General features: G+C 74.4%; 12 protein-coding genes. 2 read left to right on the top strand and 10 right to left on the bottom strand.

Annotation, left to right across the window (positions count from 1 at the left end; all coding sequences use genetic code 11):
• Positions 1-14: 14 nt before the first annotated feature.
• A complete protein-coding gene (locus VGL20_21655; GenBank protein ID HEY2706297.1) occupies positions 15-1,550 on the bottom strand; it encodes a phage tail sheath family protein in 1,536 nt (511 codons plus the stop codon).
• A gap of 200 nt (positions 1,551-1,750) precedes the next feature.
• Between VGL20_21655 and VGL20_21650 the strand changes: the two genes are divergently transcribed.
• Entirely contained in the window at positions 1,751-2,404 is a 654-nt protein-coding gene (locus tag VGL20_21650) for a Pvc16 family protein (protein HEY2706296.1), read from the top strand.
• Between the two features lie 131 nt (positions 2,405-2,535).
• Entirely contained in the window at positions 2,536-3,636 is a 1,101-nt protein-coding gene (locus tag VGL20_21645; GenBank protein HEY2706295.1) for a hypothetical protein, read from the top strand.
• Between the two features lie 5 nt (positions 3,637-3,641).
• Here VGL20_21645 and VGL20_21640 read toward each other — a convergent pair whose 3' ends face one another.
• The 9 genes from VGL20_21640 to VGL20_21600 all read right to left on the bottom strand — a co-directional run bounded on the left by VGL20_21640 (position 3,642) and on the right by VGL20_21600 (position 16,837).
• Positions 3,642-6,479 (bottom strand): winged helix-turn-helix domain-containing protein, encoded by a 2,838-nt coding sequence (locus tag VGL20_21640; GenBank protein HEY2706294.1) that lies wholly within the window; start codon positions 6,477-6,479, stop codon positions 3,642-3,644.
• 175 nt (positions 6,480-6,654) lie between these two features.
• On the bottom strand, positions 6,655-6,849 hold the full coding sequence (locus VGL20_21635) for a hypothetical protein (GenBank protein HEY2706293.1): 195 nt from the start codon (positions 6,847-6,849) through the stop codon (positions 6,655-6,657).
• A gap of 127 nt (positions 6,850-6,976) precedes the next feature.
• A complete protein-coding gene (locus tag VGL20_21630; protein ID HEY2706292.1) occupies positions 6,977-9,745 on the bottom strand; it encodes an AAA family ATPase in 2,769 nt (922 codons plus the stop codon).
• Positions 9,746-10,009: 264 nt separating this feature from the next.
• The gene (locus VGL20_21625) at positions 10,010-10,462 is read right to left on the bottom strand and encodes an ATP-binding protein (protein HEY2706291.1); all 453 of its coding nucleotides are present in this window, start codon (positions 10,460-10,462) and stop codon (positions 10,010-10,012) included.
• Between the two features lie 51 nt (positions 10,463-10,513).
• The gene (locus VGL20_21620) at positions 10,514-10,765 is read right to left on the bottom strand and encodes a hypothetical protein (GenBank protein HEY2706290.1); all 252 of its coding nucleotides are present in this window, start codon (positions 10,763-10,765) and stop codon (positions 10,514-10,516) included.
• A gap of 86 nt (positions 10,766-10,851) precedes the next feature.
• On the bottom strand, positions 10,852-11,133 hold the full coding sequence (locus tag VGL20_21615) for a hypothetical protein (GenBank protein HEY2706289.1): 282 nt from the start codon (positions 11,131-11,133) through the stop codon (positions 10,852-10,854).
• A gap of 287 nt (positions 11,134-11,420) precedes the next feature.
• Entirely contained in the window at positions 11,421-13,199 is a 1,779-nt protein-coding gene (gene aspS, locus VGL20_21610; protein HEY2706288.1) for an aspartate--tRNA ligase, read from the bottom strand.
• A complete protein-coding gene (gene hisS, locus VGL20_21605; protein ID HEY2706287.1) occupies positions 13,199-14,476 on the bottom strand; it encodes a histidine--tRNA ligase in 1,278 nt (425 codons plus the stop codon). The genes aspS and hisS overlap by 1 nt, the downstream gene beginning before the upstream one ends.
• Positions 14,477-14,689: 213 nt before the next feature.
• Entirely contained in the window at positions 14,690-16,837 is a 2,148-nt protein-coding gene (locus VGL20_21600; protein HEY2706286.1) for a bifunctional (p)ppGpp synthetase/guanosine-3',5'-bis(diphosphate) 3'-pyrophosphohydrolase, read from the bottom strand.
• Between the last annotated feature and the right edge of the window lie 81 nt (positions 16,838-16,918).

Raw genomic sequence — 16,918 nt, 5'->3', positions numbered from 1 at the left:
GCAACGGGCCCTCGCTACTCACTGAGTGCCGCACCGCCCGCGAACTGGGCGATGCGGAACACGACGAACTCCGCCGGCTTGACCGGCGCGATGCCGATGTCGATGATCAGCTGCCCGGCGTCGATGCTGTCCTGGGTGTTGTTCTCGGCGTCGCACTTCACGTAGAAGGCCTCCTCGGCGGTGGTGCCGAAGAGCGCGCCCTCACGCCAGACCCGGCGCAGGAAGGCGTTGACGGTGCGCCGCACCGAGTCCCAGAGCCGGTGGTCGTTGGGCTCGAAGACCACCCACTGGGTGCCCTCGAGGATCGACTCCTCGATGAAGTTGAAGAGCCGCCGGACGTTGAGATAGCGCCACTCCGGGTCGCTCGACAGCGTGCGCGCGCCCCAGACGCGGATGCCGCGACCGGGGAAGGCACGGATGCAGTTGACCCCGACCGGGTTGAGCTGGTCGTGCTCGGCCTTGGTGAGCTGCAGCTCGAGAGCGATGGCGCCGCGGATCACCTCGTTGGCCGGCGCCTTGTGCACCCCGCGGCTGTCGTCGCTGCGCGCCCACACCCCGGCGACGTGCCCCCCCGGCGGCATGAACACCGCACGCCCCTGGAGCGGATCGAAGATCTTGACCCAGGGCCAGTACATGGACGCGTACTTGGAGTCGTAGCCGGCCTTCTCGACGCGCCACTCCTTGACCTGCTGCGCATTGAGTCCCGGCGGGGCGTCGAGGATGGCGACGCGGTCGCCCATCAGCTCGCAGTGGGCGATCATCCCGAGCTGCACCGCCTGCACCGCCTCGAGGTCGATCTGCCCCTGCTGGTAGGCGGACATCAGGTCGGGGACGCACAGCATGGTGACCTCGTCGACCGCCTCCAGCCCGCCGAAGCCGGTGCGGTCGGCGACGTCGCCGAGGTAGTCGTCGGCGTTGAGACGGAGCGACAGCGCGGTGCCGCCGCCGCTGAGAGCGACCCTGCCGCGGACCGGGGCGGAGAGCGCCGCGCCGGTTCCCACCTCCTCGAGGCGGACCAGCTTGGAGCGCTGCTTGGTGGCGGTGACCACGTTCTGGGGTCCGCGCTTGACGGTGACGTTGTCGAAGGTCTCCTCGACCTTGCCACCCCTGCTCACCACCAGCTTGAAGGCATCCTCGTCGGGCTGGGAGGCGTCGGCGACCTCGACGGAGATCTCGTCGCCGGGCGGCCCGGGTTCGGCGGCGACGATCCGGTAGGCGGGCCGGCCGCCGTCGCCCGAGGCGGCCAGCTCGCCGCGGGCCACCGGCGCCGGTTCCGGCGCCGCGCCGTCGGCCCCGATCCGCACGACGTACGCGCCGCCGCCGCCGTTGAGGAAGTAGCCGTAGACGGCGTGGGCGAGGTACGACCCCTCGATGAACTCGCCGAACTCCTGGGTGAACTGGGTCCAGTTGGTGACCAGCGTCGGTGTGTTGGACGCTCCCCGCTCGGCGAGGCCGACGAACGCGGCCACGGCGGTGCCGACCCCCTCGATGGGTTTGGAGCCCGACGACACCTCCTGCACGTAGACGCCCGGGGACAGGTAGGTCGGCATGGGGCGGCACTCCACTGTTCGGGAGGGGATTCCCTCCGATGACGTGTTCCCGGAGGATCGCAACCCGTCCGGCTCGCGCCCATGACCGATCGGACCGTCGCTCAGGCACCGAGCGCCGCCCGAAGGTGCAGCGAGGATGGCCCCGAGGGGTGCCCCGATGCGGACGGTCACCCGCGGGGCGATCACCGACCCTGACCGGGATGATCGACGAGGTCGACGAGGCGCTCCGGCGGCTGCTGGCCGATCTTCCCGGCGACCGCACGAGGGTCGGCTTCGACCTCCCCGTCGCCGGCGCGGAGCGCGGGGGTGGTGCCGCCGTCGTCGTCGCCCTCGCCGGCATCGCCGAGGATCCGGCGCTGCGCAGCAGCAGCACCTGGGACGAGGTGGACGAGGACGGGCTGATCCGCTGGCGCCGGCCGGCCCCGCGCTGGTACCGCCTCCGCTACCGGATCACCGCCTGGGCGGAGGGCGCGGAGCAGGAGCACCGGCTGCTCTCCGCCGTGCTCCGCCGGCTGATCGCGCACGACAGCCTGCCCGCCGAGTTGCTCACCGGCTCACTCGGCGAGCTGGGGCTGCCCCTGCCGGTCAGCGTCGCCCTGCCCGCCGCCGGCGAGACCCTCGCCGACCACCGCGGCCGCCGCCCGGCGCTCGACCTCGTGATCACCGCGCCCCTGCGCGCCGACGTCCGCACCCCCGCGTCGCCGCCCGCCCGGGTCGCGGTGCTGGCGGTGGGGAGGCCGGATGCGGAGCCCGAGCGGTCGACCGCAACCCCCGGGGACGCCGCGCTCCACCGGCCGGGCCCGAAGGCGCCTCCGGCGGCCGGAACCACGCGCCGCCGCCGGCCGTCGCGCTGAGCGGGCGCACCCAGCCCTGCCCCAAAGCCTGCCCCATCGTCCCTCGACGCGCCGCGGCGCGGTCCCGAGGATGCCCGCAGGCAGACCCGGCTGGCGCAGCGGCGCTCCCGACCCTGCGCGGAGGACGTGACATGCAGACGAGGTGGTGGGCTGATCCCCTGAGGCTGGTCCGCTCGCGCCGGCTGGCGATCGTGCTGGCGGTGGCGATGTCGGCCGCCGGAGGGGCGGTGGTCGGCCGGGCCAGCGGGACGACCGTGCCCGACCTCACCGGGATCATCCACGGCTGCATCGACACCTCCGGCGCCCTGCACGTGATCGTGCTCCCCGGCGCGACCTGCTCGGAGGGACAGACCTCCCTCTCCTGGAACCAGATCGGCCAGACCGGTCCCCCCGGCCCCCCCGGCGCCGGCGCGCCCGGCCCGCAGGGTCCGCCCGGCCCGGCCGGGTTCCCCGGGACGGCGGGACGTCCGGGCCCCCAGGGTCCCCGCGGACTGACCGGCCCGAGTGGGATCGGCGGCTTCAACGGCTTTCAGGAATTCACCTGGAAGGGTGGTGGCCAGGATGGCTCCGCCCAGTTCGTCTTCACCCCACCGCCGGGGGTCACCCACGTGCTCGTCGAGGCCTGGGGCGGTGGCGGCGGTGGCGGCGGCGGGCTGCAGCCGTCGCAGCAGTTCTTCAACGTGTTCGGAGTCGGCACCGAGACCTGCGGCGGCGCCGGCGGCGGCGGCGGCGGTGGCTACGTCCGTGGCATCGCGGGTGTCGCCCCCGGCACCGCCTACCGGGTCCTCGTCGGCCAGGGGGGCAGGGGAGGCACGGGCGGCCAGGGGGGCGGCCCCGGCGGGCTCTCCGGCCTGGTCGGCCCGGTGACCGCGATCGCCACCGGGCCGGGTGGTGCGACGGTCGAGTCGGTGGGGCCCAACTCCCAGGGCCTGGTCGTCGCCGGGGGCGCCGCCGGGGGCACGGCGCCCAGCGACGGCAGCGCCCCCGCGCCCGGGGTCGGCGGCGGCGGCGGTGACGCCACCGCCAGCGGCGGGATCGCGCGCCCGGGAGCGGCCGGCGCCCCGGGCACTCCGGGCACGCCGGGGGCGCCCTGCGCGGCAGGCGGCGCCGGCGGCGGGACCACCCGCGGCAGCATCGATGCGCCGGGCAGCGTCGGGGGCACCGGCGCCGGCGCCGGCCTGGGCTCGAACGGGGGGCCGGGCACCCCGGGCTACGTCCTCCTGGTCTGGTGACCCCCTCACGACTGGACCTCGACCTCGGCGAGCAGCAGGGCGTAGCGGCGCCGGGCACGGGCCGCCTCGGCCACCCCGCCGGCGCGCTCGTGGAGGCTGATGAGCAGCCGCCAGGCGCGGTCGCAGTCGCGGTCGATGCTCAGCGCGCGCTCGCAGGCCCGGGTGGCATCCGGCCACTCGTGCCAGTCCGCATGCACGGCGGCGAGCATCAGCGCGGCGTCGGCGGCCGCGGTGCGCCGGTGCTCGCGGTCGGCGACGACCCACTCGGCCGGGCCCTCCTCGGGGAGCAGCTCCCCCTGGTAGAGAGCCAGCATCTGCAGGCACGCTGAGCGGACCGCGTCCGCGTCGCCACGGCCGTGCGCGGCCCCTGCGGCGGCCTGCGCGGCCTCGAAGGCGAGCAGGTCGACACTGTCGTCCGGCCCAACCCAGAGGCGGTAGGCCCCGCCCTCGCGGACCACCGACTGGGCCCGCCAGCCGCGGTCGAGCACCTGTCGAAGGCTGGAGATCGCCACCTGGAGGTTGCGGGTCCCGGTGTCGGCGTCGGCCTCCGGCCAGAGCGCCTCGACGAGGACCTCCCGGTGGACGGCGCGGCCCCGGTGCAGGGCGAGGATCCGGAGCAGGGAGCGCACCTTGGGACGGAGCGTGGCGAGATCGACGGGACGTCCCCCCACCGAGACCACCAGGCCACCGAGACAGCTGATGCGCACCCGGCACCGGGGCGCGACCGGAGGACCGGCGGAGTCGGCGGCACGGTCCGGAGCGGGCACCGGCGGCGCCTCGGGCAGGGCCAGGCCGCAGCTGCGCGCCAGCGCCGTGGCGACCTCGCGATGGCCGCCCTCCCCCAGCTCGGCGAGGGCGAGAAGCGCCAGGCAGCGGGCACCCGGAACCCCGAGCCGCCGCGCCGCCCGCTCGATCCGGATCGCCGCGGCACGGGCGCCATGGGGCCGCCGCCGGGCCCGGACGAGCACCTCGAGCGCCCCCGCCCAGCAGGCCAGCACCGGCGCCTGCAGCGCGTCGAACCGGCGCCGCGCCCGCTCGAGATCCTCGGCGTCGCCCTCCCCCCTGCCGGCCTCGGCCCAGCCGCGGAGGAGCGCGCGCAGGCCATCGCCCCAGCCGGCGTCCTCGTCCTCACCGGAGCCCTGGCGGGCCTCCAGCGGCGCCTCACGGAGCGGTGCGGTGGCGGCCCGGGCGAGGCCCGCGAGCCAGCCGAATCCCTCCCGCTCGGCGGCCTCGGTGGCGGTGTCGAGCAGGGTTGCGGCGGCGGCGTCACCGGACAGGGCGGCCGCGATCGCGTGGCCGAGCCGGACGCAGGCGTGCAGGCCGCGCGAGCCCTCGACGCCGCCGAGCACGGCGCCGAGGCGCTCGGTCGCGATCGCGCACTCGCCGGCGAGGAGGGCGGCAACCCCGGCGATCAGCTCCGCCTCCGGGCCACCCCGCTCGCCGCGCGGAGTGCGATGCCCGGTCAGGGTGGCCGCGCGCAGCAGCTCCGGCACGCCGCCGGCGGGCGCGGGGTGAGGGTCGATCCACGCCGTCAGCCCGGCGCGTTCGCGGCGGCACGTGTCCGAGGGCGAGGCGGTGCCGAATGCCGCCTCGGCGCGCCGGTAGAGCGCGACCGCGGTGCGTGCACGGCCGGCGGACCGGTGGCGGCGGGCGGCGGCGAGCATCACCCACGGGTCCTCGTCGAGGATGGCGTCGGGGAGGTGGTCGACCCACCACCCGGGGTCGCTCACCACCGCCTCCCGACGCAGGCCGAGCAGCCGGCCCGCGGCGGTCCAGTCCTCGGCGGCGCAGTAGGCGGCGAGCGCGTCGCCGTCGGCGCCCGCCGACTCGAGGACCGAACCGGCCCGGCGCCGCTCCTCACGGACCCAGGCCTCCCCCTCCTCCTCCTCCAGAACCGTCGCCAGGTGTGAGCGGAGCACCTCGTGGCAGCGGTACCAGCCGTCGTCCTCGCCCTGCGGGCTGACCAGCTGGAGCCGCTCGAGATCGGCGAGCACCCGGTCGCTGCCCTGCCGGTCGAGGAGGGCGTCGCAGACCGCCCCGCTCATCCGCCCGAGAAGGGCGCTGCGCAGCAGGAACTCCCTCGCCTCGGTGGAGAGGTCGGCGAGCACGTTGTGCACCAGGTACTCGCGGACCAGCGGGTTGCGGGTGCCCAGCACCGCGATCCTCCTCCGCCGCTCGACCCGCGTGCAGCCACGCGTGGCCAGGTGGAAGAGATGCAGCACCGCGGGCCAGCCGTCGGTCCGGCGGGCCAGCTCGGCGAGCTCCTCGGGGGACAGCGGGTCGGCGTAATACTCGCGAAAGAGACGCTCCACCTCCCAGAGGCGGAAGCGCAGAGCGTCGGGACCGAGTTCCATGAGCATGCCCGCCACCCGCAGTCGCGACAGGTTGATCGCGGGGGGCCGGCGCGAGCCCGCGAGCACCGCGATGGCGTCGGGAAGGTAGTGCAGCAGCTGCTCGATGGCCCGCTCGGCGTCGGTGCCGTGCAGGGTGTGGAGGTCGTCGAGCACCAGCAGGAGCCGGTCCGAGACGGCGCCCTCGAGGCTGTGAGCGGCGTCGCCGAGGCTCCGCCATGGTGCGTCCGCGATCGGGAGGGCGACCCGGGCGGCGGCCTCGAGATGGGCGAGGAGAGCGCCCGCGTCCCCGTCCGAGCACTCCGCGCGATACCAGAGCACCGGCACCGAGCAGGCCGTCGCGAACTGGGTGAGCAGGGTGGTCTTCCCGCAGCCGGCGGGGCCGACCACCAGGGTGAGGCGGTGGCTCCATGCCGGCTCCAGGAGGCCCGCCAGCCGCTCGCGCGCCATCCCTGCCGGCGGGGGGACGCGGACCTTGGCGGGGACCACCACGCTCCGATCGGCCGAGCGGGCGCCCGTCTCGGAGCCGGGGGCGGGTTGGGGGGCGCGGTGGCTGATCATGGAGCTGCGGCAGGGCACCGGTCGTCGTGCGAGGCGTGGCGGCCACCAGGAGCCTCCGCAGCATGCCCCCCGCCGGACCGGGCAGCGTCCGTCGCGGGGAGGAGATTTAGCCGGAGGAGGCGAGCTCACCGGAGCCGGCCTCGCCCGGTGCCACCTCCGACAGCAGGGTGTCGAGGGCGCACATCAGGTCGATCCAGCCCGAGAAGCCGAGCGGCTGGCTGCCCTGGGCGGAGGCGGTGATGGTGCCGATGGGGCGGCCGGCGGCGTCCTGGCGCAGACGCAGAACGAAGACGCCCTCCATCGTGCGGGCGTCCCCCCCTCCGTGATCCGGCCCCACCGGCCTCGCCCTCCGGCGCTCCGCTGTGGCGAGCCGCCGCCACCCCCTGTCGAGCGCGCTGCGAGCGCACGGCGCGCGCGGGGCGGTGAGTTTACCGGACAGGATTGGCGGGACGATCGAAGCGGGGCACCACGCCGGCGAGCTGGTGCCGGGACTGGACGTCGAGCTTCGCGTACACGCGCTCCAGGTGGGTCTTGACGGTGCTGACGGCGACGGACAGCCGGCCCGCGATGACCTGGTTGCTGCACCCCGCCGCCGCCAGCCGGGCCACCCTGTCCTCCTGGACGGTGAGACGCTGGCGCTCGGCCTCCGAACGGTGTCTGCGGCCGCCTGCGACGCGAAGCTCGGCGTGGGCCCCGGTGGCGAGGAGGGCGTCGCCCGCGCTCTCGGCGCGCAGGTGGGCCTCGGCGAGCACCACGCGAGCCTCCACCAGCCGGCCGGCGCGGCGGAGGAACCGGCCGAGGTCGAGCAGGCTCTGGATGTGCTCGAGGGGCAGAACCTCGGCGGCGTGGCCCGCGGCGGCGCGGTGGCTCGCCTCCGCCTGCTCCCGGTCCCCGCGCCGCTCGGCGATCGCCGCCCGGATGCCCGCGGCGGCGATCCGCGGCCAGCTGCAGGGCACGCTGGCGGCGCCGTCGTCGACATCCCTGAGCACCTGCGCAGCCTCCGCCTCCAGCCCACAGCCGAGAAACGCGGTGACCGCGCTGCGCTGCCACAGGACGGTGCACGGCTCACCGATCCTCAGCTCCCGGCAGCGCTCCGCCAGCTGGGTGTAGGTCCGCGCGGCCGCGGGCAGGTGGTCCCTGGCGAGCAGCAGCTGGCCGCGGACGTGCCACAGCTGAAGCTGGGCCGACCACGGCCCGCGGGTGTCGGCGTCACCCGGGGCGAGATCGCAGCGCTCCTGGCAGCCGCGGAGGTCGCCGTGGCGGAGGAGGACGGCGGCGAGCACGGTCTGGGAGTGGGGAGTGGTCGCCGGGTCGTCGCCGGCCGGGATCGCCGCGTGCTCCGCCCAGGACAGCGCCTCGGCGAGCCGCCCCTGCCGCAGGCACAGCTCCGCGAGCAGGACGGCGGTCCGGGGCCGGACGTGGGACGCCCCGTCGCGCTCCGCCATCGCCAGGGCGAGCCCGAGGATGCGCTCGGCGTGGCCGAAGCGCTCGAGGAGCAGCGAGCACACCGCGTAGGAGTGGAGCAGCTCGCGGGCCCAGAGGCGGTCGGGAGCGGGCTCGCCGGCCTCGATCGCGGCGGCCGCCCGGTGGAGCGCCGCCAGGCCGTGGGGATCGCCGAGCAGCACCCGCAGGTAGCCGGTCACCGCCTCGAGGCCACCGCCGGGGTCGGGGGCGGACCCGCCGAGCAGCGGACCGGCGTGGTCGACGAGCGCCAGCGCCTCCGCCGGGCCGCTCAGACGCGCCGTCGCGTACGCCTGCTCGAGGAGCACGGCGACCGCGGCGGCAGGGTCCTCGCGGAGCATGAGGACGGCGCCCTCGCGGCAGCTCAGCACCGCGTCGCCCAGCCGGCCGCGCACGGCGTGCGCCCGCCCCAGCCGGTGGAGCGCCCGGGCGGCGACCCGGCGGTCGTCCCCCGCAGCGGCGAGCGCCGCCTGGAACGACACCGCGGCGAGGGAGACGCGACCCTGCTCGAGGCGGACGTCACCGAGCGCCAGGAGGGTGTCGGGACCGGCACCCGCCCCCGCCAGCTCGACGGCGGTGGCGAGATAGCGCTCGGCCGCGGGCAGCGCGCCCGCCTCCAGGGCCGCGAGACCGACCCGCGACAGGGTCGCGAGCACGTCGGGGTCGTCGGTCGGCCCGCCGAGGACGGCGTGCTCGGCGGCCTCCCGGTCGGCGCCCCGACCGCTCAGGACGGTGACCGCGCGAGCGTGGAGCCGGGTTCGCGCGGACGCGGACAGATCCGCATACACGGTCTCGTGGAACGCGGGATGGACGAACTCGCAGACCCCGCCGGCCTCGCGGACCAGCCCGCTGCACGCGAGTGCCCGGAGGGCACCCTCGCCGACCTCCTCGCGGAGTGAGGCCACCTCGCCGGCCACGCCCGGATGGAAGCGCCCGCCGAGGATGCTCGCCGCCTGCAGGAAGCGGAGCGCCGGGGCGGGCAGCTCGGCGAATCGCGACAGCACCAGCGATCCGCTGGGCAGCACCGGTCGCTCGAGGACGAGGTCACCACCGAGCTCGCCGCAGCGCAGCGCCTCGCCGGCCTGCTCGAGCAGGAGGGGGTTGCCCGCGCAGGCGGTGCACACCCGCCGCAGGACGGCTGCGGGGAGGGCGCGGCCGAGCCGCCGGGTCAGCAGCTCACCCGCGGCGTCCGGGCTCAGCGGAGGCAGGGTCGCGATCTCCGCGTGACCCTCGTGAGCGAGCCGGCGACAGGCCGCCGCCGCCTCCCCGGGCCACTGCCGCAGGGCGGCGACCAGCGCCACCCGGGTGGACCCGAGCCGCCGGCAGATGAAGGCCAGGAGGGCACACGACTCGGGGTCGGCCCAGTGCACGTCGTCGAGGGCGAGGAGAACCGGGCCCCGGACCGCTTCGAGCCGGCGGAGCACGGCGTAGAAGCACGCCGCCCGTGCCTCCGCAGCGCTCGCCGGGCGAGCCGGAGGGTCGAACAGACCGTTCGCCCCCAACCCGTCTGCGATCTGACCGAACAGCCCGAATGGGATCCACCTCTCCATGCTGTCGCCGCGACCATGTCCGACGGTGAATCCGGGACGGGCAAGATCGGCGACATGCCCCAGCACCGCGGTCTTGCCGAGCCCGGCGTCGGCCTGGACGAACAGCGCGCCCCCATTCCGGGCGGCGGCCCGGCGGAGCAGTGCGGCAGCGGTCTCCGCGACCGCCTCGCGCTCGAGCAGCCTCAAAGGGTCAGCCCCGGGACCCGCCGAACGGCGGGCGACGACGTGCGCGGGTGCAGGACCCATCCCCGTCCTCCGGACCGGCTGCGTCCCGCCGCTCGGCCCCTCTCTCGCGCGATCCCACAGGGCGCGCGCCTCGCAATGTCCCCGACCTCCCCCATCAGTGTCAATGCCCCGAAAGTGCTCCCGACGGGACCCGGAAATCCTTACGGTCACTGACGGTGGTGACGGCCCATCGCACCCCGAGGGTGCGACCCCGGCGGCACCGGATCAGCCGAGGCGGTACTTGGTGAGCCGGACGCGGAGGCCGCCGGTGCGCTCGTCGACGCGGTAGCGGCAGTCGTCGACGAAGAGGCCCATCACCCGCATGGCGAGGTCGTGGTGCTCGGCGGCCACGGGTTCGACGGCGAGGCGGGCGCCGGGGTCGGCGCCGCAGGGGGCGTCGGGGTCGCCCTCACGGCCGCAGATGCTGCGGACCTGGACCTCGAGCCGCCGGTCCTCCAGCTTGAAGCTGAGGCGGATCTGGCCGCGCCCGCGGTCGGCGGTGCGGTCGGCGACCGCGATCGCGTTCTGGCAGGCCTGGGCGACGGCGATGACCAGGTCGTCGATGGCCTCGACACCGAAGCCGGCGACGCATCCGAAGCCGGCGACCGCCCGCTTGGCGACGACGATGTAGCTCGGGTCGGCCGGGATGCGCAGCTCGGAGGTGTTCGCGACGCTCATCCTGCTCACGAGATACCCGGGGTGCCGAGGGGCCAAACCACCACCGCGCCTCTAGGTGGGGGTGACCGGCGTGCGCTCGGCGCCGCGACCGTCGGGGAGGGCATCGCCGGCGAGCTCACCCGCGGGGACCGGCTCGAGGTCGGGGAGCACGATGTGGGTGGGCACCGCGGCGTCGGCCGGACCGCGCCCCAGGAGGCGCTGCAGGCGCTCTCGGCTCGTGGTCCGGTTCAGCTGGGCGATCACCACCCCGACGAGGATGCCGGTGGCGGCGCCGACGCCATAGACCACGGTGCGCGAAGGCATGGAAACCGACCTCCTGGGCATCGGGCTGCAGAGCCCGGAACCGCCCGATTATACGGGCGACCTGGCTCCGACCCCGGGTCGGCACACTACCGTCGCGACCGGCCGGCCGGATTCTCGGGTGCGGTGACGTAGGCGCCGCCCGCCTGGAGGAGGGCGATCACCACCGCGTCGGCGATCGGATGGACGACACCGATCGCCGGGGTCGCGAGGTAGCCGGAGCCGGCCACGATCTCGCCGCCGATCAGCCCGGCGGCGGAGAGCAGCAGCGTCCACGGATACGGGCCGCGCCCGGGGACGACGAGGCGGGTCACCTGCGTCGCGATCAGCACGAGCAGGGCGGCGAGCACGAGTCCGGGACTGGGACGCAAACCCTCAGACCAGCACTGGAGGGGGTGGGGACGGTCCCTGTACCGGCCGCACCAAGGGCTGGTCCCCAGGACCAGGTGGGGTTCCGCACGCCGCCGTTCCCCTTCCCGGCAGGCCCCGAGGGGCCCGGGCACGAGGGCGGACGTCAGATGTAGGAGCCCCGATGTGGAGAATGTTGGTCCAGCCGCTTGTGAGGCGCCGACCGGTCAGGGACGCGGTCATGGTACCCCAGCAGAACAGCACCCCAACCCTGTTGCAGAACCGTCGCCGCAGGGGGCGGGAGGCGGCTTCAGCGGGACGGCGGCCGGGGCCGCAGGGCAATGCCCAGGTCCTCGAGCTGGGCGGGATCCACCTCCGCAGGGGCATCGGTCATCAGCTCCTGGGCCTGCTGGTTCTTGGGGAACGCGATCACCTCCCGGATGTTCTCCTCCTGCAGGCCCTCCATCACCAGCCGCTCGACACCGGCGGCGAACCCGCCGTGGGGCGGGACCCCGTACTCGAAGGCCTCGAGCAGGAAGCCGAACTTCTCGTGCGCCTCCTCGTCGCTCATCCCCAGGGCGCGGAAGACCCTCGCCTGCACGTCGGGATCGGTGATCCGGATGCTGCCGCTGCCGATCTCACGACCGTTGAGCACGATGTCGTAGGCGCGCGAGCGGATCCGCAGCGGATCGCTCTCGAGCAGCTCGACGTCGTCGGCGTGAACCATGGTGAAGGGGTGGTGGAGCGCCGACAGCGCACCGGTGTCCTCGTCGCGCTCGAACATCGGGAACTCGGTGACCCAGATCATGTCGAGCCGGTCCGGATCAAGGAGGCCGCGCTCGCGGGCGAGGTGGACGCGCAGCGCGCCCAGCGCCGCGGCCACCACGGCGGGGCGGTCGGCGACCATGAGCACGGCATCGCCGGGGGCCGCCCCGGTGATCTCGCCGATGCGGTCGAGCTCCTCGGGGCCGAAGAACTTGGCGATGCCCCCCTCCCAGCCCTGCTCGCGGCGCCAGAGGTGGGCGAGCCCCTTCGCCCGGAAGGTCCTGACCACGTCGGCGAGCTCGCCCTCGATGCGCCCGCGGGTGAGGTCGCCGCCACCGGGGACGGCGATGCCCCTGACCACGCCGCCCTTCGCCACCGCGTCGGCGAAGACGCGGAAGCCGCAGCCGCGCGCCACCTCGGTGAGATCTCGCAGCTCCAGGCCGAAACGCGTGTCGGGCTTGTCGCTGCCGTAGCGATCCATCGCCTCGCGCCAGGTCAAGCGCGGGAAGGGGGTGCGGATGCGGCCCACGAACCCCGCCTCCTCCCAGGCCTCGGAGATCACCTGCTCGAGCACCTCGTGGATGTCCTCCTCGTCGATGAAGGACATCTCCAGGTCGAGCTGGGTGAACTCCGGCTGGCGGTCGGCGCGCAGGTCCTCGTCGCGCATGCAACGGGCGATCTGGAAGTAGCGGTCGAGACCGGCGACCATGCAGAGCTGCTTGTACAGCTGCGGCGACTGGGGCAGGGCGTAGAAGCGGCCGGGGGTGACCCGGCTGGGGACGAGGTAGTCGCGCGCACCCTCGGGGGTGGCGCGGACCATCATCGGCGTCTCGATCTCGAAGAACCCGCGCGACTCCATGGCGCGGCGGAGGCCGCCGATGAAGCGGGCGCGGGCGCGCAGGTTGCGCTGCAGGCGGGGACGGCGGAGGTCGAGGTAGCGGTGGCGCAGCCGCAGCCGCTCGTCGACCTCCGACTCCTCGTTGACCGGGAACGGCGGGGTGCGCGCCGCCGACAGCACGGTGCAGGCGGTGGCGTGGAGCTCGACCTCGCCCGTCTCCAGCTTGGGGTTGACGTTTCCCCCGCGGGGACGCAGCTCGCCCTCGATGCGCAGCACCCACTCCTGGCGCACCCGCTGCGCGGTCTGGTGGGCCTCGGGCGCGGTGGTGGGGTTGAAGACCACCTGGAGGATGCCGCTGCGGTCGCGGAGGTCGACGAACTTCAGGCCGCCGTGGTCGCGGTGGTGGTCGACCCAGCCGTACACGGTGATGTGCCTGCCGGCGTCGGCGAGCCGGGGCTCGCCGCAGGAGGTGCGCTCGGTCGCCATCAGGCGGCGCGCCCGGCGGCGAGCGCGGCGCCGACGGCGTCGACCACCTTCCCCGTGGGATGGCGCTCCTGGGTGCGCCTGGCGAGGTCGCGGACCGTGGCGGCGCCCTCGCGGACCTCGTCCTCGCCGACGATGACGCAGAGCCGTGCCCCCAGCCGGTCGGCGCCCTTCAGCTTGCGCTCCAGCTTTCGGTCACTCACGTCCAGAACCGTGCGCACCCGGGCGGCGCGGAGCACCCGGGCGAGCTCCGCGGCCGCCGCCGCCTGGGCGGCACCGTAGGAGCAGACCACCACGTCGCAGGCCGGTGCCGGCGCCGGAGCCGAACCCTGCTCGGCGGCCACCAGCAGCAGCCGCTCGACCCCGAAGGCGTAGCCGATGCCCGGGGTGGCGGGAAAGCCGAGGGTCTCGGCGAGGCCGTCGTAGCGGCCGCCGCCGCCGAGCGAGTTCTGGGCGCCCTGGAGCGAGCCGTGCCAGTACTCGAAGGCGGTGTGGGCGTAGTAGTCGAGGCCCCGCACCAGGCGCGGGTTGTGCTCGTGGGCAATGCCGGCGGCGGTGAGCCCCGCCCGGACGCTCGCGAAGTACGCGGTGCTCTCGTCGCCGAACGAGTCGGTGATCTCCGGCGCCGCGTCGCGCAGCGCCTCGTCGCGTTTGCAGTCGAGCAGCCGCAGCGGGTTGATCTCCAGCCGGCGGCGGCAGTCGTCGCAGAGCTGGTCGGCGAGCGGCCGGTAGTGGGCGAGCAGCGCCTCGCGATAGCGCTGCCGGTCGTCGAGGTCGCCGAGGCTGTTGACCTGGAGCACCACCCCGGTCAGCCCCAGCGCCTCGAGGAAGCGCCAGCCCACCTCGATGACCTCGACGTCGAGCTCGGGGCTGCGCTCACCGATCGCCTCGATGCCGACCTGGTGGAACTGGCGGTAGCGGCCCTTCTGGGGCCGGTCGTAGCGGAACATCGGCCCCGCGTAGTGGGTGCGCACCGGCCGCGCCTCCTCGAGGAGGTTGGCCTGGAGCACGGCGCGGAGCACCCCGGCGGTGCCCTCCGGCCGCAGCGTCAGCGACCGGCCGCCGCGATCGGTGAAGGTGTACATCTCCTTGTCGACGACGTCGGTGCCGGTGCCCACCCCGCGCTCGAACAGCTCGGTCTGCTCGAAGACGGGGGTGTCGATGAGCCGGTAGCCGTGGAGCTCGGCGACCTCGGCATGCACCGCGTGGAGCCAGCGCCAGGCGGTGGCGGTGTCGGGGAGCAGGTCGTGGGTGCCCCGGGGGGCGCCGAGCGGAGGCACAGCGCGGGAGTCTAGCCGCGGCGGGCGGCGCGGGGCCGGTGGAGCCCGGTCCGGCCGGACCCGCCGAGGCGGGAGCGATGGGGAGTGATCGCGCCATGTGGCGCAACCGACACGCATCCGGCCTGGGCCCACCGCGATCCTCACCGCGGGCGGGACCGTGCCCGTCCTCGAGACCCGGCGGCGCCGGCGGCGCCGGATGCCGGGTGCCGGGTGCTAGCTCGCCTCGCGGGCGACGGTGTGCACGTCGCGGATCGCCTCGAGCCGCTCCAGCAGCCGGCTGAGCTGGGTCAGGCTCTGGATCTCCACGATCGTGGAGATCACCGCGGTGCGGTCGTCGAAGACCTGCACGTCGGCGCCGCTCAGGTTGATCTTCGACTCCGCGATCACCGCGGCGATGTCGCGGAGCAGCCCGGTGCGGTCCCAGGCCTCGATCTTGATGCCGACCGGGTAGAGCTGGCGGGCGCCGCGCTCCCACTCCACGTCGACGAGCCGGGCGGCGTCGGCGGCGTTGACGATGTTCACGCAGCTGGTGCGGTGCACCGAGACGCCCTTGCCGCGGGTGATGTAGCCCTTGATCGGCTCGCCCGCGACCGGCTTGCAGCACTGCGACAGGGTGGTCAGCACGTCGCCGACGCCGAGCACCCGCACCTCGCCGGTGGGCCGCGGCGTGCTGGTGAGCGGGATGGTGAGCACGCGGTCGTCGCGCTGCTCGGCGGGGCCGCCCTCCTCCATCGCGGTGTAGCGCAGCACCGCCGAGCGAGCGCTGATGTCGCCGTAGCCGACCGCGGCGACGAAGTCGTCGACGGTGCCGAACTTGAACTCGTGGGCGAGCTCGAGCAGGCGGTCGTCCTTGACCGTCCCCAGCGCCAGCTGGCGCATCCGCCGGAACTCCTTGTCGAGCTGCTCGCGGCCCTTCTGGATGTTCTCCTCGCGCCGCTCCTTCTTGAACCAGCCGCGGATCTTCTCGCGGGCGCTGCTGGTCTTGACGAAGGTGAGCCAGTCGCGCGACGGGCCGTGCGGGCCCTTGGTGGTGAGCACCTCGACGATGTCGCCGTTCTCGAGCACGTGGTCGAGCGGCACCATGCGCCCGTTGGTCTTGGCGCCGATGCAGCGGTGACCGACCTCGGTGTGCACCCGGTACGCGAAGTCGACCGGGGTGCTGCCCGCGGGCAGCGAGCGCACGTCGCCCTTGGGGGTGAAGACGAAGACCTCGTCCTGGAAGATGTCGACCTTGACGGTGTCGACGAAGGTCTCGGCGTCGAGCACCTCCTTCTGCCAGTCCATCAGCAGCCGCAGCCAGGTGAAGCGCTCGTCGAAGCGGTCGTCGTGGAGACCGCCCTCCTTGTACCGCCAGTGGGCGGCGACGCCGTACTCGGCGGTCTGGTGCATCTCGTGGGTGCGGATCTGCACCTCCATCGCCTCGCCGGTGTGCGAGACCAGGGTGGTGTGCAGGGACTGGTAGCCGTTGCCCTTGGGCATGGCGATGTAGTCCTTGAACCGCCCCGGGATCGGCTTCCAGAGCGAGTGCACCACGCCGAGGACGCCGTAGCAGTCCTTCACCGAGTCGACGAGGACGCGGATGGCGATGAGGTCGAAGATCTCCTCGAAGCCCTTCCCCGTCTTCTTCATCTTCTCGAAGATGCTGTAGACGTGCTTGGGGCGGCCCGAGATCTCGGCGCTGACGCCGATGTCCTCGACCTCGCGCTCGAGGATCTCGGCGATGTTGCGCACGAACGCCTCGCGCTCCTGCCGCTGCCGCGCCAGCTTCTGCTCGATGGCCTGGAAGTTCTCGGGGTCGACCTGGGCGAAGCCGAGGTCCTCGAGCTCCCACTTCATCTGCCAGATGCCCAGACGGTGGGCGAGCGGCGCGTAGATGTCGAGGGTCTCACGGGCGATGCGCTGCCGCCGCTCGGGGGGGAGCACGTCGACGGTGCGCATGTTGTGGAGGCGGTCGCCGAGCTTGATGAGGACGACGCGGATGTCCTCGGCCATCGCCACCAGCATCTTGCGGATGTTCTCGGCCTGCACCTGCTCGCGGCTGCGCATGTGGATCTTGCCGAGCTTGGTGACCCCGTTCACCAGCCGGGCGACGTGGTCGCCGAACTCCGCCCGGAGCCAGTCGAGGGTGACGTCGGTGTCCTCGACGGTGTCGTGGAGGAGCGCGGCGGCGAGGGTGTCGGCGTCGAGCCGCAGGTCGGCGAGGATGCCGGCCACCGACAGGGGGTGCTCGATGTAGGGCTCGCCGCTGAGCCGGAACTGCCCCTTGTGGGCCCGTTCCGCCACCTCGTGGGCGCGGACCAGCACCTCGCGGTCGGCGTCCGAGAGGTATGAGGTCTTGGGCAGCAGTTCGTTGAGTGGCATCGCCCGGTTGAGTGTACCCTCCCCCACGCGCGGGGCCACCTCGACCACAGCCTGACCCGCCAACTGTCACCTCCCGACCGG

This window comes from Candidatus Dormiibacterota bacterium, assembly GCA_036495095.1.
Taxonomy (GTDB): Bacteria; Chloroflexota; Dormibacteria; order Aeolococcales; family Aeolococcaceae; genus CF-96.
The sequence above is the reverse complement of the archived record's forward strand: the minus strand, read 5'-3'. Positions and strand labels throughout refer to the sequence as shown.